This is a genomic window from Paenibacillus montanisoli (assembly GCF_003268025.1).
Taxonomy (GTDB): domain Bacteria; phylum Bacillota; class Bacilli; order Paenibacillales; family Paenibacillaceae; genus Paenibacillus_Z; species Paenibacillus_Z montanisoli.
In genome coordinates, this window is sequence record NZ_QLUW01000003.1 from 81,708 (window position 1) to 106,416 (window position 24,709).

The 24,709-nt window shown below is 55.6% G+C and carries 28 protein-coding genes; 19 read left to right on the top strand and 9 right to left on the bottom strand.

Annotated features, from left to right (window positions below):
* Positions 1–17: 17 nt before the first annotated feature.
* From DL346_RS16305 to DL346_RS16315, 3 genes are read left to right on the top strand one after another with little or no spacing between them, the layout of a single operon-like run.
* A complete protein-coding gene (locus DL346_RS16305; RefSeq protein WP_112883224.1) occupies positions 18–956 on the top strand; it encodes a metallophosphoesterase family protein in 939 nt (312 codons plus the stop codon).
* A gap of 21 nt (positions 957–977) precedes the next feature.
* Positions 978–1,538, top strand: a complete 561-nt coding sequence (locus DL346_RS16310) for an SLOG family protein (RefSeq protein WP_206098542.1) — start codon at positions 978–980, stop codon at positions 1,536–1,538.
* 20 nt (positions 1,539–1,558) lie between these two features.
* The gene (locus DL346_RS16315) at positions 1,559–1,888 is read left to right on the top strand and encodes a DUF1904 family protein (protein WP_112883226.1); all 330 of its coding nucleotides are present in this window, start codon (positions 1,559–1,561) and stop codon (positions 1,886–1,888) included.
* On the opposite strand, the gene DL346_RS16320 is transcribed toward DL346_RS16315, so the two are convergent.
* Positions 1,861–2,664 (bottom strand): AraC family transcriptional regulator, encoded by an 804-nt coding sequence (locus tag DL346_RS16320; RefSeq protein ID WP_165822534.1) that lies wholly within the window; start codon positions 2,662–2,664, stop codon positions 1,861–1,863. The two genes, DL346_RS16315 and DL346_RS16320, sit on opposite strands and share 28 nt — an antisense overlap.
* A gap of 176 nt (positions 2,665–2,840) precedes the next feature.
* Between DL346_RS16320 and DL346_RS16325 the strand changes: the two genes are divergently transcribed.
* Positions 2,841–3,761, top strand: a complete 921-nt coding sequence (locus DL346_RS16325; RefSeq protein WP_112883228.1) for a nucleoside hydrolase — start codon at positions 2,841–2,843, stop codon at positions 3,759–3,761.
* 66 nt (positions 3,762–3,827) lie between these two features.
* Here the strand turns inward: DL346_RS16325 and DL346_RS16330 are convergent, their stop codons facing one another.
* A complete protein-coding gene (locus DL346_RS16330; RefSeq protein WP_240633234.1) occupies positions 3,828–4,754 on the bottom strand; it encodes a M15 family metallopeptidase in 927 nt (308 codons plus the stop codon).
* A 214-nt stretch (positions 4,755–4,968) separates the two neighbouring features.
* On the opposite strand from DL346_RS16330, the gene DL346_RS16335 reads away from it, so the two are divergent.
* Genes DL346_RS16335 through DL346_RS16345 form a run of 3 tightly spaced genes read left to right on the top strand, consistent with a single transcriptional unit; the run spans position 4,969 to position 7,460 of the window.
* Positions 4,969–5,157: a hypothetical protein gene (locus tag DL346_RS16335; protein ID WP_112883229.1), complete on the top strand. Its 189-nt coding sequence runs from the start codon at positions 4,969–4,971 to the stop codon at positions 5,155–5,157.
* A 36-nt stretch (positions 5,158–5,193) separates the two neighbouring features.
* A complete protein-coding gene (locus DL346_RS16340; RefSeq protein ID WP_112883230.1) occupies positions 5,194–6,222 on the top strand; it encodes an ROK family transcriptional regulator in 1,029 nt (342 codons plus the stop codon).
* Between the two features lie 23 nt (positions 6,223–6,245).
* Positions 6,246–7,460, top strand: coding sequence for an MFS transporter (locus DL346_RS16345; protein ID WP_112883231.1), 1,215 nt, complete (start codon positions 6,246–6,248; stop codon positions 7,458–7,460).
* A 53-nt stretch (positions 7,461–7,513) separates the two neighbouring features.
* Here the strand turns inward: DL346_RS16345 and DL346_RS29765 are convergent, their stop codons facing one another.
* Complete coding sequence (locus tag DL346_RS29765) at positions 7,514–7,642, bottom strand: hypothetical protein (RefSeq protein WP_276311562.1); 129 nt, start codon at positions 7,640–7,642, stop codon at positions 7,514–7,516.
* A gap of 272 nt (positions 7,643–7,914) precedes the next feature.
* Between DL346_RS29765 and DL346_RS29100 the strand changes: the two genes are divergently transcribed.
* The 4 genes from DL346_RS29100 to DL346_RS16360 all read left to right on the top strand — a co-directional run bounded on the left by DL346_RS29100 (position 7,915) and on the right by DL346_RS16360 (position 9,328).
* The gene (locus DL346_RS29100) at positions 7,915–8,091 is read left to right on the top strand and encodes a hypothetical protein (protein ID WP_165822535.1); all 177 of its coding nucleotides are present in this window, start codon (positions 7,915–7,917) and stop codon (positions 8,089–8,091) included.
* Between the two features lie 115 nt (positions 8,092–8,206).
* Positions 8,207–8,422 carry a hypothetical protein gene (locus DL346_RS16350; protein ID WP_112883232.1) on the top strand — a complete coding sequence of 72 codons (216 nt, stop codon included), beginning with the start codon at positions 8,207–8,209 and terminating at the stop codon, positions 8,420–8,422.
* A gap of 79 nt (positions 8,423–8,501) precedes the next feature.
* Positions 8,502–8,984, top strand: a complete 483-nt coding sequence (locus DL346_RS16355; protein WP_112883233.1) for an MEKHLA domain-containing protein — start codon at positions 8,502–8,504, stop codon at positions 8,982–8,984.
* Positions 8,985–8,986: 2 nt separating this feature from the next.
* Positions 8,987–9,328, top strand: coding sequence for an MmcQ/YjbR family DNA-binding protein (locus tag DL346_RS16360; protein ID WP_112883234.1), 342 nt, complete (start codon positions 8,987–8,989; stop codon positions 9,326–9,328).
* Positions 9,329–9,371: 43 nt separating this feature from the next.
* Here the strand turns inward: DL346_RS16360 and DL346_RS16365 are convergent, their stop codons facing one another.
* On the bottom strand, positions 9,372–10,157 hold the full coding sequence (locus tag DL346_RS16365) for a lipase family protein (protein WP_240633236.1): 786 nt from the start codon (positions 10,155–10,157) through the stop codon (positions 9,372–9,374).
* A 172-nt stretch (positions 10,158–10,329) separates the two neighbouring features.
* Between DL346_RS16365 and DL346_RS16370 the strand changes: the two genes are divergently transcribed.
* Entirely contained in the window at positions 10,330–11,499 is a 1,170-nt protein-coding gene (locus tag DL346_RS16370) for a PP2C family protein-serine/threonine phosphatase (RefSeq protein WP_112883235.1), read from the top strand.
* Positions 11,500–11,752: 253 nt separating this feature from the next.
* Here DL346_RS16370 and DL346_RS16375 read toward each other — a convergent pair whose 3' ends face one another.
* From DL346_RS16375 to DL346_RS16395, 5 genes are all read right to left on the bottom strand, one after another.
* Complete coding sequence (locus tag DL346_RS16375) at positions 11,753–13,030, bottom strand: magnesium transporter CorA family protein (RefSeq protein ID WP_112883236.1); 1,278 nt, start codon at positions 13,028–13,030, stop codon at positions 11,753–11,755.
* Between the two features lie 186 nt (positions 13,031–13,216).
* Complete coding sequence (locus DL346_RS16380) at positions 13,217–13,993, bottom strand: sigma-70 family RNA polymerase sigma factor (protein WP_112883237.1); 777 nt, start codon at positions 13,991–13,993, stop codon at positions 13,217–13,219.
* Positions 13,993–14,469: an anti-sigma B factor RsbW gene (gene rsbW, locus DL346_RS16385; protein WP_112883238.1), complete on the bottom strand. Its 477-nt coding sequence runs from the start codon at positions 14,467–14,469 to the stop codon at positions 13,993–13,995. The genes DL346_RS16380 and rsbW overlap by 1 nt, the downstream gene beginning before the upstream one ends.
* A 31-nt stretch (positions 14,470–14,500) precedes the next feature.
* Positions 14,501–14,824, bottom strand: coding sequence for an STAS domain-containing protein (locus DL346_RS16390; RefSeq protein ID WP_112883239.1), 324 nt, complete (start codon positions 14,822–14,824; stop codon positions 14,501–14,503).
* 95 nt (positions 14,825–14,919) lie between these two features.
* Positions 14,920–16,023: a GntR family transcriptional regulator gene (locus tag DL346_RS16395; RefSeq protein ID WP_112883240.1), complete on the bottom strand. Its 1,104-nt coding sequence runs from the start codon at positions 16,021–16,023 to the stop codon at positions 14,920–14,922.
* 383 nt (positions 16,024–16,406) lie between these two features.
* On the opposite strand from DL346_RS16395, the gene DL346_RS16400 reads away from it, so the two are divergent.
* The 7 genes from DL346_RS16400 to DL346_RS16430 all read left to right on the top strand — a co-directional run bounded on the left by DL346_RS16400 (position 16,407) and on the right by DL346_RS16430 (position 24,690).
* On the top strand, positions 16,407–18,008 hold the full coding sequence (locus DL346_RS16400) for a hypothetical protein (RefSeq protein ID WP_112883241.1): 1,602 nt from the start codon (positions 16,407–16,409) through the stop codon (positions 18,006–18,008).
* On the top strand, positions 17,995–18,393 hold the full coding sequence (locus DL346_RS16405; protein WP_112883242.1) for a hypothetical protein: 399 nt from the start codon (positions 17,995–17,997) through the stop codon (positions 18,391–18,393). The genes DL346_RS16400 and DL346_RS16405 overlap by 14 nt, the downstream gene beginning before the upstream one ends.
* A 48-nt stretch (positions 18,394–18,441) precedes the next feature.
* Positions 18,442–20,178, top strand: coding sequence for a type 2 periplasmic-binding domain-containing protein (locus DL346_RS16410; RefSeq protein ID WP_112883243.1), 1,737 nt, complete (start codon positions 18,442–18,444; stop codon positions 20,176–20,178).
* Between the two features lie 78 nt (positions 20,179–20,256).
* Positions 20,257–21,225, top strand: coding sequence for an ABC transporter permease (locus DL346_RS16415; protein WP_112883244.1), 969 nt, complete (start codon positions 20,257–20,259; stop codon positions 21,223–21,225).
* Between the two features lie 145 nt (positions 21,226–21,370).
* Positions 21,371–22,249 (top strand): carbohydrate ABC transporter permease, encoded by an 879-nt coding sequence (locus DL346_RS16420; protein ID WP_112883245.1) that lies wholly within the window; start codon positions 21,371–21,373, stop codon positions 22,247–22,249.
* Between the two features lie 7 nt (positions 22,250–22,256).
* Positions 22,257–23,906, top strand: coding sequence for a glycoside hydrolase family 127 protein (locus tag DL346_RS16425; RefSeq protein WP_112883246.1), 1,650 nt, complete (start codon positions 22,257–22,259; stop codon positions 23,904–23,906).
* 34 nt (positions 23,907–23,940) lie between these two features.
* Positions 23,941–24,690: a phytanoyl-CoA dioxygenase family protein gene (locus tag DL346_RS16430; protein ID WP_112883247.1), complete on the top strand. Its 750-nt coding sequence runs from the start codon at positions 23,941–23,943 to the stop codon at positions 24,688–24,690.
* The last annotated feature ends 19 nt before the right edge of the window (positions 24,691–24,709 follow it).

Sequence of the window (24,709 nt, forward strand, 5' to 3'; positions counted from 1 at the left end):
ATGGGAGATGAGATTCGATGAACAACAAATTGCATTACCGCGAGGACGGCACGTTCACCATCGTGCAGTTTACCGATCTGCATTGGCAAAACGGGGAACCGGACGACGTTCTCACCCGGTTGCTGATGGAGCGGGTACTCGAACAAGCATCTCCCGATTTGGTCATTTTCACAGGTGACGTCATTTACAGCAACGATTGCATCGACCCGAAGCTGTCGTTCCGCGACGCCGTGCGGACCGTCGATATGCGGGGCATCCCCTGGGCAGCCGTATTCGGCAACCATGATACCGAGCGGCTCATTACCCGGGAAGAGCTGATGGACGTGCAGCTGGAGCATAAGAACTGCGTGGCCGAAGCGGGGCCGAAGGAACTCAGCGGCGCCGGCAATTGCGTGCTGCTCGTGAGGGAGCACGGCGGCGATAAGCCGCTTCATGCGCTCTATCTTTTCGACAGCGGCAGCTATTCCGAGCTTCCGCACATCGAAGGTTACGCATGGATCGGGCGTGATCAGATCGATTGGTATTCGGTCCAAGCGAAGGCGCTGAAGGCTGCCAATGGCGGGGAACCGCTGCCGTCGCTGGCGTTTTTTCATATTCCGCTGCCGGAATACGAAGAGGTGTGGCGCAAGGAGCTTTGCTACGGCAGCAAGCACGAAGGCGTCGCCAGTCCGCCGATCAATTCAGGGTTGTTTGCCGCGATGCAGGAGATGGGCGATGTCGCCGGCACGTTCTGCGGGCATGATCATGTGAACGACTATTGGGGCGGGCTGCATGGCATCAAGCTGTGCTACGGCCGTGCGAGCGGCTATCAAACCTACGGCCGCGAGGGCTTTCCCCGCGGCGCGCGCGTCATCAGGCTGCGTAAGGGCGAGCGGGACTTTACGACGGAGCTTCTGCTCGATGACGGGACGGTCATTCACGAACCGGAGGAGCATTACCCGAAAGGGATGGAATAGAAAGCACACAAGGAGCCTATCTTGATGAAGCAAGTATTGATTTCCGGTTACCGGGCGACCGAGCTGGGCATCTTCTCGGCGAAGCATCCCGGAATCGCCATTATTAAGAAAGCGCTCCGGAAACAGATTTCGGCGCTTGCCGAAGACGGGCTGGAGTGGGTGATCGTGAGCGGCGGCTGGGGCGTGGAGCTGTGGGCGGCGGAGGTGACGATCGAGCTGAAGGCCAGCTATGAAAGCTTGCGTCTGGCGATTATTACCCCTTTTCTCGATCAGGAAGAGAACTGGAACGAGCAGAAGAAGACGACCTACGCCGAGATCGCGGCCCGCGCCGATTACGTGAATGCCATCTCCAAGCAAAAATATGCCGGTCCCTGGCAGTTCAAAGCGAGAGACCGGTTTCTGCTCGATAATTCCGAAGGCCTCATTCTGATTTACGATGAGGAGCAGGACGGTTCGCCGCGGTACTTGCTGGAGCTGGCCAGGCAGCATGCCGAGATTACGCCGGATTACCGGATCATCACGATATCCGGCCAAGATTTGCAGAGCGTTGCCGAAGAAGAGCAATTGTACGAATACGAGTAAAGCGAGGTTTGTATGCATCTATGCCCCAATTAAGCGTAAGAGGCGTTGAAACATCCGTATTGGCGAAGGTAAGCGGACAATTGATTGAGGACATGGCCCGGATCTGCAGCTGCGGAACGGACAATTTCACGATCGATGCGCTGCAGACGGTATCCGTTTTCGGCGGCGGAACCGCGCCGACCTATCCGTTCGTGGAAATCGCCTGGTTCGACAGGGGACAAGCCGTGCAAGACGAGCTTGCCCGCGCAGTGACGGCACATTTGAACGGGGCCGGCGTGGCCGAGGTTGAGGTCGCGTTCAAGGTCTATAAGGAGTCCGCGTATTATATCAACGGCCGAGTTTGCGGCTGAGACAGCGGAGCAGCGTCTTCTTGACGGCGGCTGCGGTTCAGGCGGAAGGCGCGGGGAGACTCGCCCTTCTCCCGTTTGAACAGCGTGCAGAACTGGGCGTCGTTCGAGAAGCCGCAGTCCATGGCGATCGAGGTGACGGGAAGCGAGGTATGAAGGAGCAAGTGCTCGGCTCTTTGGATGCGCTTAAGGAGCAGATAGGCAATCGGCGACAGCCCGAATTTCTTCTTGAACAGATGCCGGAAATGATGGTAGCTGTAGCCGACCATTTCCGCCAATTCCTCGATCGTAATCTTCTGGTTGCAGTTCTCGTCGATAAAGGTGCGCGCGTACAGCAAATGATCGACTGACCCTCCCGACACGCCGCTATCCGCAGTGCGCAAATGCGCGATGACGATGGAGCTGACGTACGCATTCAGCTGGTCGGCGTAATAGGCCCGCTGCTCCTGCATTTCCGAAACCATGCTAAGCAGAAGCGGCAAAATCGGTGAAGCAGGCTGATCCTCATACAGCCCTTCCGTTAGCTGCGCCTCCTTCCGCAGCAGGCGAAAGCCAACGAATAGGACATCCGTATCCTCCGTGCGCCGCTCGTCATGCAGCGTGCCCGCCGCGACAATCGCATACGTGCCCGGTTTATAGCTATAGCCCTGACCGTTGAAGCGCGTAACGCCCTTCCCCGACCGATAATAGACAAGCTCGTAGCACGTATGGTCGTGCATCGGCATATAGGAAAGCGCCGGTCTCGTAGCTTGAAACAGAAACTCCATTTGAGCGAGCATTCGGCCGCTTCCCCTCTCTCTTCGTATCCTAGCCATATCATGCAAACAAACAGCCAGATCATGCAATCTATAGCAGTCTCCTGCAATGTAAAATGAACGATGTAAGCGAAACCATTTTCGAGATATAACCACATCATAAAAGGTCCGCTGGACATTTTCAAGGAGGATAACCTGGCATGACTATCTCATTTCCCGCATTGTCAGAGCAAAAGCTGCTAGAGCGGCTCGCGCATCCGCAGCGCAAGGTCCGCATGGTATTGGATACCGATACGTATAACGAAATCGACGATCAATTCGCAGTCATCTACGCATTGAAATCTACGGAGAGCGTCAGCGTAGAAGCCTTCTACGCCGCTCCGTTCTATAACGATCTGTCTTCCGGGCCGAAGGACGGCATGGAGAAAAGCTACGACGAGCTGCTCAAGATCCGCTCGATCATGCCGGAAATGGCGGATATTCCGGTTTACCGCGGCTCAGAGGATTATCTGCAAGGGCCATTCACGCCGCAAGAAAGCGATGCTGCGCGAAATTTGGTCGAGCGGGCGATGGCTTCTTCCGATGAAGACCCGTTGTATGTCGTGGCGATCGGCGCGATTACGAACGTCGCATCCGCGATCTTGATGGAGCCGAGGATTATTGAAAAAATCGTCGTAGTCTGGCTGGGCGGACATGCGCTGCACTGGAGGGACGCGAGGGAGTTCAATCTGGCCCAAGATCTGCACGCTTCCCGCACCGTGCTGAACAGCGGCGTGCCGCTCGTGTTGATTCCTTGCGCGGGCGTTGCTTCCCATCTGATGACGACGCTGTCCGAGGTCAAGGACTACGTTCGCGATCAAGGCCCGGTCGGCCAGTACTTATACGAGACGTTTTTGAACTGCAGCCCGGAGCACTTCGGCTACTCGCGCGTCATCTGGGACATCTCGACCATCGCGTATTTGAACAATCCGGATTGGATGCCGAGCACGCTTGTCCACAGCCCGATCCTGTCGGAGGATTTCCGCTGGAGCGTCGATCATTCCCGCCACTTCATCCGCTATGTTCACTTCGCTCACCGCGATTCCGTGTTCAAGGACTTGTTCCGCAAGCTTGGTGAGTAACAAAAAAACCAGCCCTTCGCGCCAGAAGGGCTGGTTTTCTGCATCTTAGCGCTCAGCGCAACATATTTAGAACTGGGCCAGGTAAGCTTCCAGCGTGTCGCCTCTTTTCTTGATGTCCTGCGCAATGAAGACTCCGACATAGCGGATATGCCATGGCTCATACATATAACCGGTTTCTTCTTCCTTGCCGAGCTCGTAGCGGATAATGAAGCCGTAATCCGCAGCGTGTTCCTTCAGCCATTTGCCTTCCTTCGTATCGCCGAAGTCCGTGGTGAGATCGTAGCCGGCGCTGGCGCTGGACACATCCATTGCAAGCCCGGTCTGATGCTCGCTTTGACCCGGGTGAGCGCTGAACGTGTTTGCTTCTTGCTCGCCGTTCTTCTTCACGTAGTTGTTGAAGACGGCGTGCTGAGAGACGTAGGAGCGGTAACCGGACACGGCTTTCAGCTCAATGCCGTCCTTCTCCGCGCCGGCAAAGAGCTTCTCTAGCGCTTCGGCGGCAACCTTGCGCATCTGCTGCTTCGGACTGTCGCCGGAGAAGGAGAAGGCCACCTTCGCCTTCACAAGATCGTGCGGCACGTAGGTCGATGCAAGCTCGCGCTTCTTGTTTACGAGGATAAGCGGGCTGTCCGTGTTCGTCACGTAGTCGACGCCGTTCTTCTTCTTAATGGTCTTGGACGGCGAGTTCTCGCGCAAGAACGCCAGCAGCGCGCTTGATTGAGATGTGGCCGAAGCGCTGACGCTCTCTTTATCGGAATCGGTACTTGCGGAGCCGGCGTTTGCAGCCGAACCTGAGTTATCGTCGTCTGACTTGCCGGTGCTGGTCTTGACTTTACCTGCAGCCGCATTCTCCGCTGTTGCCGCATTTTTGCTCGAAGAGTCCGAAGAGCCTCGGCCGAACCAATCATTGGTGCATGAGGTCTGAGTCATTAGGATAACGGCACTAAGTGCCGCGCCGATCATGAGGGACGGTATTCGTGTTTTCGTTTTCAAAATTGCTGATCCTCCTAGTACAAGCGCAAACCATATAAAGATCATTATAGACGCTGTAGTCTCATTTACCAACTGGTCGCTGCTTCCATGGTGCTAGAGTTATATAATTGTGGACGCTTCGATATCTGAGAAGGTTGCAGCGTGACGAATCATGTCAGATTGTGTAAAAGAATATCTTTCCAAGTCATACCATCTGAGGTGAGATGCCACCTGTATGGAGACGAACGCGTCGGCGCTAGGCTCGGCCAATACGCACGGCGCGATTTTTGAGCCGAAGAACGGCGCTTACATCGGGGCATACGCGGAGCTCGATCCGGCCGTGGATAACGTGAAGACGGCAAGACGGTTCTATACTGAGGGCTTTCCTTTATCAAGAAATGCTGATATGATAAAAACTTATTAAATGCGTTTAATAAGTAACGAAAATGGTGGTGGAATTGTGAGCGAAACTATATCGACGACTAAAGATATGAAGAAAGTTATTTTAACAAACATACGTACAGCACTGATAGCGTCCGGGAGCGCAACGAAAGTCGAGTTATGTGAAAAGCTGGGGATTAGTTTTCCGACAATCAGTAAGTTTGTCTCCCAAATGGAAAAGGAAGGTGAACTATTGTCAGGTGGTTTTGATGACTCAAGCGGAGGCAGAAGGGCTCAGCGTTACGCGTATAATCCGGAATTTAAGCTAGGAGTGGCGCTATTTCTTGAAAAGATGGAAACGCAATACACAATTTATAACTGTTTTGGGGAAGTAAAGGAGAAAGGTGCCGTATCGGGGTTTCTTCAGGACGGCGTCGAAACACTGACAAGTCAAATCGAGTTATTCATCGAGCGCTACCCTAGAATTGGTTCGTTGGCTTTCGGCGTACCTGGATCAGTCAACGGCGGGCGAATCATATATATTCCGGGGTATGAAAAATTTCAGGATTTTGACTTGAAAGGTTCCATGGAGACAAGATTTAAACTCCCTGTCGTCGTAGAGAATGATATGAACGCAGCCGTATTGGGCTACCATGACAAGTTGGATACCCGCGATAACCCTTCACTGATCTACCTTTACTTTGGCCAGAACGGACCGGGGGCCGGCATATTGGTCAACGGCAATGTACTGCGGGGAAGCACGTCATTCTCAGGGGAGATCTCCTTCGTACCTCTGTATGACCGACATAACTTCCAACAGGCGATTACGAGTACAAAAGGTATGGTCACCGACATGCATGAGGCCCAAGGTATCGATGCCGTGAGCAGGTTGGTTTCCGCATTTACGGCAATCTTGAATCCGAGTTTAGTTATCTTTTGCCGCGACGAAATAAACGAGGGCATATTGGAAACCATTGCAGCCCAAAGTGCAAGCTATACCCCAAAGGAGCATCTGCCCAAGCTTACGGCGAGCGATTGGAAAGAAGATTACTTAGAAGGCTTGAAACGTCTTGGACTGGAACGAATGATAACTGCTTTCAACGATTAATTTATTGACTGGAGCTAACCTACATGGGGACGATTTTGCTTTTGATTATTTATTTGGCGTTTATTAGTCTCGGACTACCGGATTCCTTGCTCGGGGCTGCATGGCCCGCCATGCGGCTGGATCTGGGAGCGCCGCTCGGGATGGCAGGCGTGTTGTCTATGACCGTCACGGTCGGCACGATCGTGTCCAGCTTGGTTAGCGGAGCCGTTGTGCGACGATTCGGAACGGGGCGAGTTACGTTTGCGAGCTGCATGATGACAGCCGGAGCGCTGCTAGGATTTTCGTATGCTCCGTCCATTTTGTGGCTTGCCATCTGCGCCATACCCCTTGGCCTTGGCGGAGGGGCCGTCGATTCCGCGCTTAACCATTATGTGGCGGAACGTTACAAAGCCCATCACATGAGCTGGCTGCATTGTTTCTGGGGGGTTGGCGCGACGGCGGGTCCGATGATTATGGCCGCATTCTTGTCGGGGAATGCATCTTGGAGAGACGGGTATCTTGCCGTGGCAGGCATCCAGTTCGCGTTGGTCCTTTTGCTTGCCGTTTCGCTCCCGTTATGGAGTCGTGCGGCCGATATCAAGGTACCCGGCTTGGAACAGGAGCAACCAGCTGCAGATTCGTCAGCGGACAAGCTGGGGAAAGTGAAAGGCGTCGGGTATTCGCTGGCATCGTTCTTGTTTTATTGCGGGGTCGAGTCAACCGTTGGCCTGTGGGGCGGTAGTTATCTGGTCAATGTGAAGGATCTCTCAGCCCCCGAAGCCGCAAAGTGGGTTTCCATTTACTACGCAGGCATTACAATCGGAAGGTTTGTTACCGGATTCGTAACGCTAAAGTTGAGTAATAAGCTGTTAATCCGTTACGGTCAGATCACGGCGTTTGCCGGCGCTTTACTTCTGCTGCTGCCGCTTCCGGCCGGTTTCTCGCTTACCGGATTACTGGTTACTGGACTGGGACTTGCGCCGATTTTTCCGTGCATGTTGCATGAGACGCCTGTTCGTTTTGGCAAAGCGAATGCCGGACGAATCATGGGTTATCAGATGGCTGTCGCTTATACAGGGAGCACCTTGATGCCACCGTTACTCGGGTTGCTCGCCGGGCTCTCGACCATCGGCATCTTCCCGCTCTATATCGTCATATCGGCAGCAGCTATGCTGCTTTTCTCGGAACGGTTAAATGTCTTTCTTGACAGAGGAAAACCCACAATATCCAACAACACTAAGGAAGAGGCTATCCCATGAGAACAGAAAAAGAGAAAATGCTTAGCGGTGAGCTTTACAATGCCTGAGACCCTTTACTTGTGGGGAAGAGAACCAATGCCCGCAGGCTCACGCGACTCTTCAATGAAACCCTGGTTGCCTACAAAACCGGTCAACACCGCTTCGCCGATGGCGGCTTCGGTACGAATTTCGGCATACGTCAAGACATGGTCGCCTACCCTTAGCAAAGTGTCGACGCAGAAGGTCGCTATCACGGTGAAATAAGCTTATAGCTGCTCCGGCGAAGGCGGTGCTTGGCCGATCGATGGATGGTCATGTGCCGATCGCGGCCGGGGCTTTATTTATAGCTGTGAACCTATTGTCCGGAATGAATTTTAACGGTTGTCAGCGTGGCTATTTCGTGAAAATGACTGCGTGCCGCTATAGCGTTATAATAAGATAACGAATCGAAGTTGAGCATTGGAGGCGATCGGCGATGGAACAGTCGATAGAGACGCTGCAGGAGCAGCTGCGTCAGGCACAGGCGGAGATTGAGCAGCTGCGGGGAGATAAGCATCGCTTGCAGCAGGAGGTTGCCCGGCTTCGCGGCTTGCTGCGTTCCGGGAGCGGCAGCGTCAAATCCACCAAATTATATGAGGCGCTTCGAGAATAGCGGTCCCTAGAATAGCCCGCCCGGTGAAACCGTGAATTTTGATGCTTCGTCTACTGGAAAGCGGGCGAAAAAAAAGCTACAATACAACTAGTACAATCAGACGAGGTGATCTTAAATGGCAGATAACCAAACGACACCGGAATCGCAAGAGCAGAAGGAGCCGAAGAAGGTTTCTCTAGCTGAAGCGATGAAGCAGAAGCTTGCACAGAAGAAATTGGATCAGGCGAATGCAGCTGGCAAGCAGAAGCACGGCCCGGGCGGCAACCAACAAACGATGAAGAGCCAAAATCACAAAAAAGTCAACAACCAGCGCAAGAAAATGGGCGTATAGCTGCAGAACTCGAAGAACTGAAGGTGAACCTCACCTTCAGTTTTTTTTAAATCATAGGCAATAGAAGGAGCTAGGGGCCATGATCGGGCAATTGACAGGGGCAGGCGCGGGGGAGCGCCATGCCGAGATTATTTTGGACAGCTATAATAAATTGCTAGGCAGGCCGCTTCTGGAGCGGGAAGAGCGGGATTCGGCGGCCGAGTCGCTGTTTCAAGCGGATATGGTCGTGCTTTCGCATGGGACGCAAGCGGACCCCGTATTGAATTACGGCAACCGCGCGGCTTTATCACTATGGGAAATGGATTGGGAAGCCTTCACGCGGATCGAATCGCGGCATACCGCGGAGCCGATGATTCAAGCTGAGCGGCAGCGGTTTCTGGAAGCCGTGGCCAGGCAGGGTTACATCGAAGACTATAGCGGCATTCGCATCTCCGGCAGCGGGCGCCGATTTCGGATCGAAGAGGCCGTTGTTTGGAATTTGTATGACGAGGCAGGCGCCTATTACGGACAAGCCGCAGCCTTTGCGCACTATACGTTTGCGGATGGAAGGGAGAACCTGTAGCGATGGAAGAGTTAGCCCAGTATTGCTTGTCCATGCCTGGGGCGGAGAAAGATTATCCGTTCGGCCCGGACCCGCTTGTCATGAAGGCGGGCGGCAAAATGTTCGCGCTGCTGTCGGGCGGCAGCATCTCGCTGAAATGCGATCCGGTCATCGCCGAAAACTTGCGTCAGCAGTATGAAGCGGTAACGCCGGGCTATCATTTGAACAAAAAGCATTGGAACTCGATCGCGCTTGACGGGTCGATTCCGCGTGATGAGTTGCGCGATATGATTAAGCATTCCTATGAATTGGTGCTGAAAGGTTTGACCAAAGCAGAGCGAAGCCGGATCGCCGGCTTGGCTTAATCGGCGCGGCTCGCATGCCATATGTATCCGCCCCGCCGGCTCCTCATTTCTGAGGACACCAGCCAGGGGGGCTTTGACAGGTCGCTGCCACGAATGCGGGCGCTTCTCGCGCCAAATCGGCAAAATAGCTGCTGATGATATGGTTGCCGCCTACCGAACCCATCCGAAAGCTCCGCTTTGCTTCTTCCTTCACGTGCAAGTAGTAATAGGTTTTATCGGTCTTTGGCGATTGGTAAACGAGCGGCGGCAGGTGGGGGACGACGTCGAATTCGTTTTGCACCCGGAAGGTGAGCGGGACGACCGCATTGTAGGTGCGCACGAAGACGGGATCTCCCGTACGCGGCGCTCCGAAGGTGTAGGTAATTAGGGCGGATGGCTTACGGTTGACGGCGATATCCAGGGAGGCGAGCGTTGCAAGCGCTCCGCCGAGGCTATGACCGGTGACGAAGAGCGGTTTATCCTTCGGCACTTGATCGAGCAGCCGGAGGAATTGATCGCGGGCTGACATGTACACCTCGGTAAATCCGCGGTGCGTATAGCCGCCGTTCTTGACCGGCTTGAAGGGAACTTGCTGGGCAATCATATCCATGACCCAGTCGGTCGGCGAGCTTGTGCCGCGGAAGGCTAGAATGGCCGCGCGGTCGGATTCCAGCACGAAGCCGAAGGGCTCTTCGTTTCCGGTATAGGAAGCGGCCTGGAACTGCCCGACGAGGCGATAGGTCGTAGGCACGAGGAATAGTCCGTCGTTGTTGTACTGCACATACGTTTGCCCGCAAACCGCAGCCAAAAAGATGGCCGTTCGAATGTCCATCCCATTGCCATTGTTCATGTTTGCTGACCACTCTCCTTGCTACCAGTGTATGAGACTATAGCCCGGTGTGCCTTAGGCTGCTGTCCTGCCGTTATCGATTCAAAAGCATGACTATCGGGGTAACGAAATACATAAAGACGTGCTGGACAGGTGAACGATAAGGAGATAAGAAATGCCTAGGAGCTTGAAGATGCGAATCGCTGTGGTGGATGACAATCCGATGAATATTACGGTTGTCAAAGAGATTTTGAAGCGGGCGGGCTATACGGATATTTTACAGGCTTCGTCCGGGATGGAGTTGTTCGGGCTGCTCGGGTTGAAGGCGAACGGGCAGGAGCGGGAGAATGGGCCGGGAGATGACAGCCACGGCATCGATTTGATTTTGCTCGATATGATGATGCCGGGCGTGGACGGGATTACCGCTTGCTCGATGATAAACCGGTCGCCTCGCCTGAAGGATATTCCGATCATCATGGTGACGGCGATCGGCGACTCCAAGAAGCTTGCCGAGGCGCTGGATGCGGGCGCGATCGATTACGTGACGAAGCCGATTAACCGGATCGAGCTGCTTGCCCGGATTCGGGTCGCCCTGAGGCTGAAGGAGCAGAAGGATTGGCATAAGGAGCGGGACCGCCGGATGCGCGAGGAGTTGCAGCTGGCGCGCGAGGTGCAGCTTGCGGCGCTGCCGCAGCCGGTGGACGATGAGCGGATCGCGATCGATGCGATTTTCCGGCCGTCGGAGGAGCTGTCAGGCGATTTGTACGCCTGGCACCGCATTGACGACAACCGCTACGGCATCGCCGTCATCGATGCGATGGGACACGGCATCTCATCCTCGCTCGCGTGTATGTTCATCGCCTCGGTGCTCAAGGAAGCGATGACGAAGCAGGTTGGCGTTCGGCGCGTCATGAAGGAGCTGAACCGCCGCTCGATGCAGCTGCAGTTTGCGGATCAGCTGGTCCAGTATTATTTTACCGGGCTCTACATGGTCGTTGACTTGAGCGCCGGGACGCTCGAGTACGTGAATGCCGGGCATCCGCCGGGTATGCTCATCCGCAGTGACGGCACGATCGAGCAATTCGCTCAAGGCGGCATCGCGATCGGCATGTTCAGCGAGATGGCCGTCGAGAAGCACACGCTCGCCGTCTCGCCGGGGGACCGGATCGTGCTGCTCACCGACGGCATCTACGACCTCGTCGGCAGCGACTACGAGGAGGACCGCGGCACCAGCCTCACCGCGCTGCTGAAGCCGTTCGGCATGCACGCCTCGCTGCACGAGCTGGAGCAAGCGCTCTTCTCGCGCGATCCGGAAGAGCTGCAATCCGATGACCGCTGCCTGGTCGTCGTCGATTTGAAGTAGTGGAGGGAGCCCCATGTGTTGGGGCTCTTTTTGTTTGGCGAGCGGTAGCCGGTCGATGGAAGCTGAGAGTGGGTAAAATCGACTCTCAACCAAGAAATGAGCCAAAATTGGAGTTGAGAGTCGGAAAAATCGATTCAAAGATGATCGCACAGGTGGGTGATACCACGAAACGTGCTTTTACCGCCAAAACCGCCGAAAAAAAGAAGCTGAGAGCACGAAAACGTGCACTCAGCTCTTCCCCGCGCGCCGCGTCCTACCGGTTCGACCGCGAAGGCAGCGGCGGATCGTGTTCGACGCCGCCGCTGCCTTTGCTGCCGGCAGGGCGCCGCTCTTGCTTCGCCGCCGGGCTGCCGGCGTCGCCGGCACGGCTGCCGCCTCGGCGAAGCCGCGACAGCGTCGCGGCTTCATCGTCTTCTTTCGCGCTGCTTGCGGCTTTCGCGCTGCTCGCGGCTCTCGCGCTGCTCGCGGCTTCGCCTTTGTGACGGCCGTTCAGCAAATCGCCCGTCCAGCCCTTGTGCCAGAGCCACCAGTAAATGAGGATGGTGACGACGACGATGACCAGGCTGATGGTTATGAAGCCCCAGCGTTCGCCGGCCCAAGGGATGTTGTCGAAGTTCATGCCCCAGACGGCGCCGATTACGGTAGCCGGCATGAACAAGGCGGTAAAGATCGTTAGCGTCTTCATGATGTCGTTGCCGCGGAAGCTCGAAATCGCGTCATCCATCATCAACAGCGTATCGATCTCCATCGCGTAATGGTCGAGCAGCCCCTGGATGCGGTCCAGCTTCAGCTCCATCCGCTTGAACTCTTCCTGCTCAAGCAGCGTATCCATGAACGCTTCCTTTGCCGCGCCTTGAATTTCCTTGATCGGAATAAACAAGTGGCTCCAGTGCAGCAGTTCATAGCGCCGCTCGAAAATCACGTTCATGAGGCCGGTCCGGTTCTGCCTGCGCATCTTCCGCTCGAGATCGCCAAGCCGCGTTTCGAAACGGTCGAGCCCGGCATGGAACGTCTCCAAGATCGCGCCAAGCACCACAAAGAAGCCTTCCGGCGCGTTCTGGCAGCGCTGCAGCTTCTCATACCAAGGATCCAGCTGCACTCGAACCGATAAGCGCATATCCGACATATACGTAACGAGCTTCCGGCCGGTCAGCCGAAAATGCAAAGGAAGCACGTCGCTCTCATCATCCGACACTTGAAACAGCAGCGTTCCGTGAAGGAGGGAGGTGCCGCCAGGAAGCTCCGTGACGATAATTTGATTGTGGGCACTGCCTTTGATCTGTTGCAGCCAGCCGGCCAGCTCGGGATGGTCTTGGATGACGGCCTGCACGCCGGTCTCGGCAGCAGTCTCAACAATAGTCCCCAGACTAGCCCCCGAAGCTCCCCGTGCGTTACTGCCGGCTGCCCGCGCAGCGGCATCTTCACCGGAAGCTCTGCTGCTGCGGCTAAGACCGGACGTTGCCGCCAGCCGCTGATCGTGAAGCATGAGCCATTCCCACGCTTGCGGAAATTGCAGCATCCGATGCATCATGGTTTAATAGCCTCCTGCTTGTCCGTACATACGTATAACATGTTACCATCATAACGCGAACCGAGCGTACTGCACAACTGCGCCGCCGACAATTTTATCCAAAAACAGGCCCGAAGCAGCAGACAATAACCGCGCCAAACCAAAAAAGCACGCTGCGGCCTTCATGCAAGGCCAACATGCGTGCTTCTATTCATCTTGTTCGTTCTGTTCCTGCAGCAGCTGCTTCAATTTGTCGATGGCACGGCGCTGGATGCGCGAGATGCTCATCTGCGAGATGCCCAACAGCTCGGCGATTTGCCGCTGCGGCAGGCCGTCCTGATAAGCGAGCAGCAGAACCCGCTGTTCCTCCGGCTTCAGCTTGGAAAGCGCGGCCTGCAAATCGAGCCGCCTGTCAATGTTATCGAAATCGTCAACGTCCGAGCCCAGCAAATCGCCGAGCGAAGACGTGCTGTCTTCCTCCGAAATCGGCGTATCCAGCGAGACGTAGTGGTAGAGTTCGCGGCCTGCCAGAATCTCCGTCGTTTCCTCCACGGACAGCCCCATAGCGGCAGCGATTTCCTCCACTCGCGGCGAGCGCTCCAGCGTCACGGTCAGATCGTCGATCGCCTGCTGCACAGCGATGCCTTTCTCCTTGATCCGGCGCGGAACCTGGACATACCACGACTTGTCGCGCAAATAATTTTTCATATGGCCGATGATGCTCTTCATGGCATAGGGCTCGAATTGCACGCCGAGCGCGCTGTCGAATTGGCCGAACAAACGGAGGAGCGCGATCTGGCCGACCTGCATGAGATCTTCGTATAAATCCGGGCGATTACGCGAAATTTTACCGGCAGCCATTCGAACCATAGGCTCATAATGCGCAATGAGCAGCTCCGCGATCTCATTGGACGGATCGCTCTGATAAGCCAAAATGAGTTCCATGCTCGAGGCCTTGGGCTGCTTAACCGGCTGCGCGCTCATTACAATTCACCGCTCTTGACTAGGCGCTTGGTAAGAACGACTTCCGTTCCCATCTCGCAGTTCACTTCCACGTTATCCATTAGCGCTTGCATGAGATATAAACCGAGTCCGCCCGCCTGAAGATCGTCGATCGAGCCGCCGTCCACGGGCTTTGCGCGCGCTGCGGCCGCTGCCGCATCGAAGCTGCGTCCGTCGTCCTTCACGATGATCGAGAGGGCATCGTTCTTCTTCACGAAGCGCACCTCGATCAGCGGAGCAGGCTGGGGAGCTTGCGCGGCCATGCCCGTGTCCAGATCGCCGTAGGCGTAGAGAACCGCGTTGTTGCACGCTTCCGATACCGCGACCTTCATGTCTTCGATTTCCTCGAAGGAAAAGCCGATTTTGACGGCCAAACCATAGAGGGTCAACCGCACTAAGTCAATATATTCCGCTGAAGCCGGCACCTGTAAGGTGATTACTTCTTCGTTATGGTTCATCGTTGTTTCGTCCCTTTCTGCTGCTCGCGATTTAGGCTTGTTTTAGTAGAAATGGAGTGATGCCCGTCATATCAAACAGCTTGCGGATATGGGAAGGGACAGCCTCCACGGAGAACGGCGCCTGCTTGGCGTGTCTGGCCTTGAGAACGGACACGAGAATGCCGATTCCGGTGCTGTCAACGTAACGAAGCTCGCGTAAATTGAGGATCAGTTCCCGGTCAGTCAGCTCGATCAGCGGCGTCATGACCGCGCGCATATGAACAGCAGACTCCAGATCCAGCTCGCCCCCGACATAAACGATGCATTTGCCTTCCTGATTCTCCGTTCGTAAAAAGAGTTTATCTGTCTGTGTCATTGCTCGACGCTCCTGTATCCAAAATATCTTCTTGTTAACATATCTTCTTGTTACGAGTTGTATACCCACTTCTAGCGATTTAGAAACATTTTGGCTCAAGCCCGGACGGTCGGCGCTGCCGTCGTGCCGCCGATGACTAACTGCGGGGGCAGGACGATCTTCTTGCGCTCCTGATCGGGCTTGCCGATAAGCGAAAGCATCAGCTTGCCCGCTTGCGCGCCGATCTCTTCTTCCTGCTGGAGGATGCAGGTCGGCCGCAGCGCCCACCTCGTAGAATATTCGTAGTCGTCGAAGAAAATGACGGACAACTGGCCCGGAATGGCAAGGTGCAGCCGTTCGGCCACGGCAAAGACCTTCAGGCCAAGTGACGAATTCAGCGCAAACACGGCGGTAATATCAGGATTTTCCTTCAAATAGCGCTCGATGTGATCAGGGTCCGTTTGGGTAAACACGAGCCGAGGATCGCCGAAAATGCCATTGTCGGCAAGCGCGCAGCGGTAGCCCTCCAAGCGGTCCTCCATGCTGGTCGTACCTGCATAAGGGGCGGTAAGAAAGGCGATGCGGGTATGTCCCGCCTCGATCAAATGGGTGGTTGCATCATAGGCGCCGTTAAAATGGTCGGTGCAGACGCAATTGGTCTCCAGCCCTTTCAAATACCGGTCGATGACGACGACCGGGTAACCGCGCAGCGTCAATCGCAAAATATCCTCGTTGTAGCTTTCTCCTTCAACCGGGTAGACGATCACGCCGGCGACGCCGAATTCTTCGGCTTCGGCAAGCAGCTTGCATTCCGTCTCGACCGACTCAAGCGTAAGCGAAACGATGACGCGATAGCCTTTGCTTGATGCGGCCCGTTCTACGCCTCGCACCAGATTGACCATATAGGCGGTTTTTAGGCTTGGAATAAGGAGCGAAATCAGCTTCAGCTTCCGGCTTTCCGGCGACTGGTAGCGGAGGGGCTCGCCTTGCGCCTGCTGCGCGATAAATGAGCCTTTGCCTTGAATGCGGTACACGGTGCCGTCTTTCACAAGCGTGGACAGTGCGCCTTTTACCGTAATGCGGCTGACGCCGAAGAGCTCCGCAAGCTCGTTTTCCGAAGGCAGACGATCGCCGGGGAGAAGCTCGCCTCGGTCAATTTGATCGGTAATATACGTGCGGATTTGATTATATAACGGGATCCGTTTCGTTGGAATCGTCATGGTTTCACACTCTCCTCCAGATATAATGAATATACAACTTTCGTATTCGGAATCCAATATTTTTCTTTACAGATCCCGTAGGGTCAGAGTATGATGCAGGTATACCAGCCTCAAAACTACTGTTCATAAATTGTATATTTGATATATTAATCATGAACCGCCTCTTAAGTAACCCGCAAACCAATGAACGAAACACCTTCCCTTTTCATACACCGCAATGTACGACAACTTCCGAAAAACAGCCGCGCGCATCCAAGTTCAACCTCCAAGAGCTAGTAACGGCGACTTATTATGTAAGCGCTCTATTTGTGTTCTCTCCATCGAAGTTTTCATTTCTTTTTGCTGATTCATAGAATCTTGGCAGCCAAACAGGGGGAGTAACGATGGTAAACGCAGCTCACATGACGAGCAGACCGAAGACTTATTTTTTGCAGGAAGCGATTGAGCGCGGCTTCAGCGCCATTGCGAACCGGCTGGACCCGGAGCAAAGCATGCGGCCGTATTTCCTGCTCCGCTTGCAGCCGGAGCCGAAGCTGGAGCATCATATTTGGGATTTGGGAGATATGTGTTCGAGATTTACCGATGCGTACTTGCTCGGGAGACCGGTCACGGGCTCGGCCGATTACGCGGAAGAGGAAAAAGCGCTGCTTTCCATGCTGGATGAATGCGATCCGTTTTTGAATCCGTTCATGGCGGGACGAATGCTGATCGCTTACGTGGACCAATACTTGGATTCGCCGACAGCCGAACGCAAGGAAGTCGTCGAGAAGCTGGCCGCCGCCGTCCGGGAGAATCTGCGGCATGAAGGAGATTACAGCTATTGGTTCCGCCACGCGGAAGGATGGAACACGATGGACAACGCCGTATTCGGCGACTTCAACCCCTATCCGACCTTCCCGCTTGGGGGCATCATGCTCGCGCTGGCCCGATTCACGGAGAGCGCGGATGCGCCGGATTGCGAGGATTTGCTTGATCGAATGGGACGCTTCGTCCTGAATGTCAGCGGAACTTTTACCGAGGAAGGGCACTATCAGGGGCATACGCATTCCGGCGGCATCTTGACCGCGGCAGTTGCGATCATGCGCCGCGCGCTTAGAACCAAGGACGAACAGACGGTTCAAAGGATGAGAACCGTCTTCGACTGGACGATGCGCTATTCCAGCTCCTGGGGCTGGATACCCGACGGGGTCGGACCGGATAACGCTTCCTGCGAGTCGTGCTCCATTACGGACGCCATTCATCTCGGCCTCTTAATCGCGCGGAACATCGACCCCGGCTATTATGCCGTTCTTGAACGGTTCGCCCGAAATCAGCTGCTTGAGAACCAATTCATACATACCGATCCGATGCTGACGAAAGCAGATCCGGTGCAGAAGCCGAGATTTGAGCGGGCGCTTTACGGAAGCTGGGCATCCTGGTCGAAGCCGGGGTCGCTCGATAACTGTACGGACAGCGTCGAAGGCTGCTGCCTCGGGGCCGGCGTGCGGGCGTGCTTCCTGGTTTGGGACGACATCGTCACCAAGGCGGACAACGTCGTGTCCGTCAATATGGCGCTAAGCCGAAACAGCGACTGGGTCGAAGTGATCAGCTACCAGCCGTATGAGGGCAAGCTGGAGCTCGTCGTTCACGACGCGCCAATCATGCGTATCAGAGTGCCGGATTGGGTCGATTTCGAAGATGTGAGCGTATCGGTGGACGATGCCGTCCAGTCGCTGCAGATTGCGGCCGACGGCTATATCCGGCTCGAAGGGCTGCAGCCAGGTCAACTGGTGCAGCTGGTTTATCCGATGATCGCCGTCGATAAGGTCGAGCGCGTATCCGGGCAGGACTACAAGGTGCGCTGGCGCGGCGATACCGTGATCTCCGTTACGCCTTCCGGTCACATCTATCCGCTGTTCAAGCGCGAATGGATGAACCAGCCTTCCGCGCCGGCGGTGCAAGGCATTCCTTACGCGGAGCAGCGCGGAGGCCGTGTTCATTGGTAATGCCAAACGCGGTGAGAAGCTGTACTTTTCCATTGGGATGAAGATGATCGGAAGCTTTCAATCGGCTTATTTACCGCCGGGCGCTCCTGATCGCCTTTACCGCATAGATGATTTCTGGGATCAACGTATGCTTGGCACGGCCAAGGGGGGCATATCGGTCCCGTGCAACGCACCGCATGACTGCAAGGTGACGAAATCGGAAGATGCGGCCGCGTCCGTGGCTGCTATCGACGGATTACCACCTGACGCAAGGGGGAGTGGAGCTCGGTCAATGGACCTGGGACGAGGCGAAGCAAGCATCGGCGGGATGGTTTGCCGATGCAAGAGCCGGAAGCTGTACATGTACGTTTTCCGTAAAGAAGCCGTATTTGTTCCTCGCATCTGATTAAAGGATGAGCAAGTCACCATCACTCATGTATAGGGGGAGTACCGTGTGAGAATCCAGCGCAAAGTAGGCATTCTGTTAAGTGTGGCAACCCTATCTCTCGGCGTCGCAGGCTGCAGCGGGGGCGACAACGGCAACAATGCCGGCGGCAATAATACGGCTGCCAACGATACGGCAACGACTAACAACACGGCGACTACGAACGATACGACGAACAATGCTGCGACGAATGCGCCGGCAGAAGAAGAGGCCGGAACGGTATCCGATTTGAAAATAACGGCGTTCAACTGGGGCTGGGATAATCCCGATCCGGCGAAGGACATTGTCCTGCCTGAACTGACGAAGCGCCTCGGACTGAACAGCTTGACCTATGACGTCATCAAAACAGGCAGCTACGACGATGTCGTGCAGAAGCTGCAGCTGTGGGCGTCCACGGGAGGCTCCGACTGGCCGGATTTCGTCGCAACCGGCGCCGACGGCAAAACGAAGCTCATTTTGAACAATATGGGCGAAAGCGGCAAGCTGGAGGATCTGACGCCTTGGCTTGAGAAATACCCGAACGTGAAGAAGGCCGTGGAGAAGCTGCTGCCGTTCTCGACCAACCCGCATGACGGCAAGCTGTACAGCATCCCGCAAAACTTCTCGAACATGCAGGCTTACGCAATCGACCAGCCGACGATCTGGATTCGCAAGGATTGGCTGGATAAAGTCAACCTTGGCTATCCGAAGACGGTCGACGAGTTCTATAACGCGCTTAAGGCGTTCAAGGATCAAATCAAAGACGTCAACGGCCAGCCGGTCGTGCCGTATTCGGCCTTCGGCGAGAACTTCCGCAACATGATCAACCTTTTCTTCCCTCCCGGCCAGAACGGCGGTACGGGCGTTTGGTACACCGATGCCGACGGCAAAGCGGCGCGCTCCGACGTGACGCAGCCTGAGAATCTGATCCGCGCGCTGACCTTCTACAACAAGCTCTACAATGAGGGCTTGATCGAGAAGGAAAGCTTCTCGCTGAAGCAAGGCCAAATCGACGAGAAGGGCAACCAAGGCCGGATCGGCGCGCTGCACGGCGCGTACTGGGAAATGGCGAACCCATACACGGACAACATGAAGAAAACCGACCCGAATGCGCAGTTCGTCGGCATTCAGCTGTACGATCCGGCGATCGCGCAAGGACCGAGCCTGCCGCAGTTTAGATTGGAGGCTTGGAGCTTGTGGGCGGTGAAGGCGGGGCTGCCGAAGGAAGAAGTCAACACCTTCTTCAAAACGCTGGATTACGTCCTTTCCGAGGAAGGCACGATCCTTACGAAATACGGCATCGAAGGCCAGCAATGGGAGCGCAATGCCGACGGCAAGATCGTCGACACGAAAGCGTTCTTCGATGAGACGCAAGGCGACTGGAACAAACGCGCGCATCTGGGCATCGACGTGTACTCGTTCATTCCTAACTATGAAGCGCTGATCAAGAACCAAGCTCCGTCCGGTTACGAAATGCGCGAAGATATGATCGAAACGTGGAAAAACCTCGGCTCCAAGTTCCCGACCGAGTACATCTCCGATCCGCAGCGTTACGTCGACCCAGGCGATGTAGAGAACAAAATGACCGTAGGCCAAAGCGAGCGTTACAAGCAATTGGTCGCGAAGGCAGTGACGGCCAAAACTCCGGAAGAGATTACGAAGCTGGTTGAAGACTGGGGCAAGAGCATCAGAGCGCTCGGTTATGACAAAGTCGTGGAGGAAAGAACCGAAGCGGCCAAATCCGTCAACCTGGATAGCTTGAAATAAAGACGGCCCGAACTCGCCTATGAGGGGAGCGCTTACGCGCTCTCCTCCACATTTATCAGAAAGGGAGGGGCAATCGCGATGACGACTCTCGCCGGAAGCCAAGCGAAAAGCAAGAGACAGCAGCTTGCGGGAAAGATTTTGCATAAGATTTGGGATCAGCGCTGGCTGTACGTGTTTACGATTCCGGGGATCATCTTCTTTCTCTTGTTCTCGTATTATCCGATGTTCGGCATCATCATGGCGTTTCAGGACTACAACCCGGTCAAAGGCTACTCCGGCAGCGAGTTTGTCGGATTTGACAACTTCAATACGATCTTTCAATTGCCTGATTTCAACAACGCCCTCCGCAACACGCTGATCATCAGCGGACTCAAGCTCATCATCGGCTTTCCGGCCACGATTCTGTTTGCCCTGTTCATTAACGAGATTCACCATACGATCTTCAAGCGGGTCGTCCAGACGATCAGTTATTTGCCTTATTTCATTTCCTGGGTTATCGCGGCGGGGCTGTGGTACAAGATGCTGTCTCCGGACGGCGGGCTTATCAACGAAATGCTCACGAAGGTCGGCTTCCTGAACGAGCCGTACTATTTCATGGGCAGCACGACGGCGTTTGTGCCGATCGTCCTCTTCACCGAACTTTGGAAAAATATCGGCTTTAACGCCATCATTTATCTTGCGGCGCTTTCGAGCATCGACCCGCACCTGTACGAAGTGTCCAGCATCGACGGCGCGAGCCGGGTTCGCCAAATTTGGCATATTGCGCTGCCGGGCATCCGCGGCACGATGGTGCTCCTGTTCATATTGAGCGCCTCCGGCCTCATGAGCGCAGGCTTCGACCAGCTGTGGACGATGGGCAACCTGCAGGTGCAGGAGGTCGGGCAAATTCTGGATACGCTGATATTGAGCTATCTGCGAAATTCCGGCGGTTTCATGGGGCTGTCGCTCGGCGCCACGATGGGCGTATTCCAGGCGACGGTCGGATTGATCCTGTTCCTGGTCTGCAACTTCGTCGCAAAATTGTTCAAGCAGGAATCGTTAATATAAGCTGATTGGTTTGAGCCGCCGGCAGGCGGATCAGCATTCAGCTAGAAGATTGGTTTGAGCCGCCGGCAGGCGGATCAGCATTCAGCTAGAAGATTGGTTTGAGCCGCCGGCAGGCGATTCAGCAAGAGGATTGGGAGGGGCCGACATGCAACGATCGCGGGGAGAAAAATGGTTCAACGTTTTCAATATGCTGCTGATGATTGCGTTCTCGTTTCTGTGCCTCTATCCGTTCATCTACATCTTGGCGATTTCGCTGAATGATGCGATGGACGCGCAGAAAGGGGGCATCTATATGTGGCCCCGCATGTTCACATGGAATAACTACAGTATCATTTTTAACGATCAAAATATTTTTCTGGCGTATACCGTAACGGTCGCCAGGGTATTCGTCGGCGTCGTGACGCAGGTGCTGCTTGTGGCCATGTTCGCTTACGTGCTGACGAAGAAGAACTTCCCGCTGCGCAAATTTCTGAACTGGTGGATCGTCATTCCGATGTTCCTGAGCGGCGGCCTCATTCCGTTCTACATCACGCTGCAGCAGCTGCATCTCCTGAACAGCTTCTGGACGTACATCATTCCCGGCCTGTACGGCGCTTTTAACATCATGCTGGTCCGCACCTTCATGACCGAGCTGCCGGAAGCGTTGGAAGAATCGGCGAAGATCGACGGCGCGTCGGACTTCCGGATTTTCTTCAGCATCATCTTCCCCCTCTCGAAGCCGGTGCTCGCAACGATCGCGCTGTTCGTCGGAGTCGGGCATTGGAACGACTGGTTTACGGGCTTCACCTTCATCTCCAACGCGGATCTGTGGACCGCGCAGAACCTGCTGCTGTTCCTGATTCAATCGAACGAGGCGTCCAACCTTGCGGTGCTGAGCAAGATGCATAATGGCACCGTGACGGTCACGGCGGAATCGATCAAGATGGCGATGCTGATCGTCACGACGGCGCCGATTCTGTGCATTTATCCGTTCCTGCAGAAATATTTTGTCAAAGGCATCATGCTAGGCTCATTGAAAGGGTGATCGGTCGGTGGAACTCGGAAAGGCACTGGACTATAGGGATTTGGCAGCGCTTGCGATCCATCATTACAAGGAAATGCTGGACCCGGACTATCATCACTTGCCGTATTTCTTCGCGAAAATCGGCAGCGACGAATCGTTCGCGTGGCATAGCGAATGGGACTTCGGCGATGCGGTCGGCCGGTTTCTCGACGCGTCGATCCTTTGCGGCGAGATCGTCGGCGATCGGCTTGGCCGAGATGCCGAGGAACGGCTGAAGGAAGCGCTGCGTTGGATGCAAAGCGACGAGGACGGCTTATTCTACCGGATGTCCAACGACTGGGACGTCCCGGCCGGCGCCAATATGTTCGACCAGCGAAGCGTTTTTCTGGGCCTGCTCAGTTGGCTAAGGTTCGATCAGGAGGAAGAGGCGAGGACGCGCATCGAACGGATGCTGAAGGGCATGCGAAGCATCGCGGTCGAGCGCGACGATTACATCTGCTATCCGTTCGAGACGTACGTGCCGGGCATGGAGGTGCCGGATCGGATATATACGGAGCACGGCTTTATCGTCGAGCCGACGCACTACGGCGGGGGCGTCTTCATCCTGCCGCTGGCGATCTATTACGAGTGGACCGGCGACCCGCTGGCTGCGGAAATGCTGGAGAAGCTGACGACGTTCATCGTCAAGCATTCCCGGGTGTTCGAAGCGGACGGCAGCTTCTGGTCGAAAGGGCGCTACCCGGATGACGGCCATTTCCACTCCAAAATGGGCGCGGTCGCCGGCATTCTCCGGTACGCCGCGATCAAGCAGGACCGGGAGCTGATCGCGTGGGTCCAGAAGGTGTACGACTGGGCGTGCGGGATGGGCAGTACATACGGCTGGTTCCCGGAAGGCACGGGCTTGAACGGGGAAGAGCCGGTCGACGAGCGGTACCGCTGGCTGCCGGGCATCATTCAGCACAGCGAAACCTGCTGCACGACGGATATGATACATACGGCGATCTATTTGGCTAAGAACGGCAATACCGCTTGCTGGGACGACGCCGAGCGGTTCGCCAACACGCTCGTCGCTTCACAGGTGCGGGACGTAACGTGGGCGAAGACCGTGACCGACAAGCCGGACACGCCGACCCGCACGTACCGCGACGTGCCGCAGCGCTATAGAGGCGGCTTCACCGGCCGGATGAACCCGAACGATTTCTCGAACCGCGGCAAGGTCGATACGATGGCCTGCTGCTGCGCGGCTGGAGGAAGAGGACTCTATTTGGTCTGGGACAATGCAACCTCGCTTAACGGCGATAAGCTCGATATCCAATTGTGGATCAACAAGGAAAACGAGCACGTCAAGATGGAGTATGAGGTGCCGGAAGCCGGCGTGCTGCGCATTCAGCCAAAACAGGCAGGGGATCTGCGCATCCGCGTGCCCGGCTGGCTGTCGACGGATGCGATTGCGTGCCATACGCCTCGGAGACAGCGCGTCACGTTGTCGCTGCCCTATTTGATCATCGAAGGGCTCGAGGCCGGCGAGACGGTGGAACTGTCGTTCCCGGCGGAGCTTGTGAAGCGGGAAGAAATCGTGGCCGGTCACGCGTATGTAGGCGCCTGGATCGGCAACCGGCTGTTTGACGTCAGCCCGAGCGGCGTCATGCCGATGAACAAGGCGCTCATTATGAAATGAGCTTGCGAGTCATCATGAGAGAGGGGAATGGAAGATGAGTCTTACGCTTCAAGAGCAGGTCGAGCAGTTTAAGCGCGACGGGTTTCTCGTCATCAAGCAGGCGCTGTCGCCCGAGCGAGTTTCGCATTTAATCGATAAAGTCATCGAAATTTCGCAGGGCTTCACGACCCGCGAAATACCCGATATTATCGACCGTGACGAAGCGTTCGCGCCGATTCTCGTCAACCCGCCGGTATTTAACGTGATGCGGGCGCTGATGGGGCCGCGCCTCCAAATGGAGAGCGTCAATGCAACGCGCGTCAAGCCGGGCCAGGGGATGCCGGTCGGATGGCACATGGACTCCCATGTTTATCCGGATCCGCTGCCGCCGTATTGGTATTTCCCGATTTCGATCAACTGCGCCTACTATCTGGACGACATTACGCCGGAAAAGGGGCCGCTCGTCGTTGTTCCGGGCTCGCATCTGTTCGGCAAAAATCCGCCGGAGGGGCTGGATGAGATCGAAGGCCAAATCGACGTGTTCGTCGAAGCCGGCGATGCGGTTATTTTCCACGGCGCGCTTTGGCATGCGGCGAAGCCGAACGTTCACCCGACCGAGGAGCGCCGCGCGCTCTATTACAACCATCTGCAATCGTTCTGCAAGCAGCGGGTCGATAACTTTGCGGGCGAGCGCTGCCGCCTGCTGCGCGAGAGCGGACCGTTCTACATCCAGCAGATGCTGGGCAAATTCGATGGCTGGCACGAAATTCCGGCGGATGCCGAAGAGCAGCTGGCCAATATCTAGGATGCAAAAGGAGCTGTCC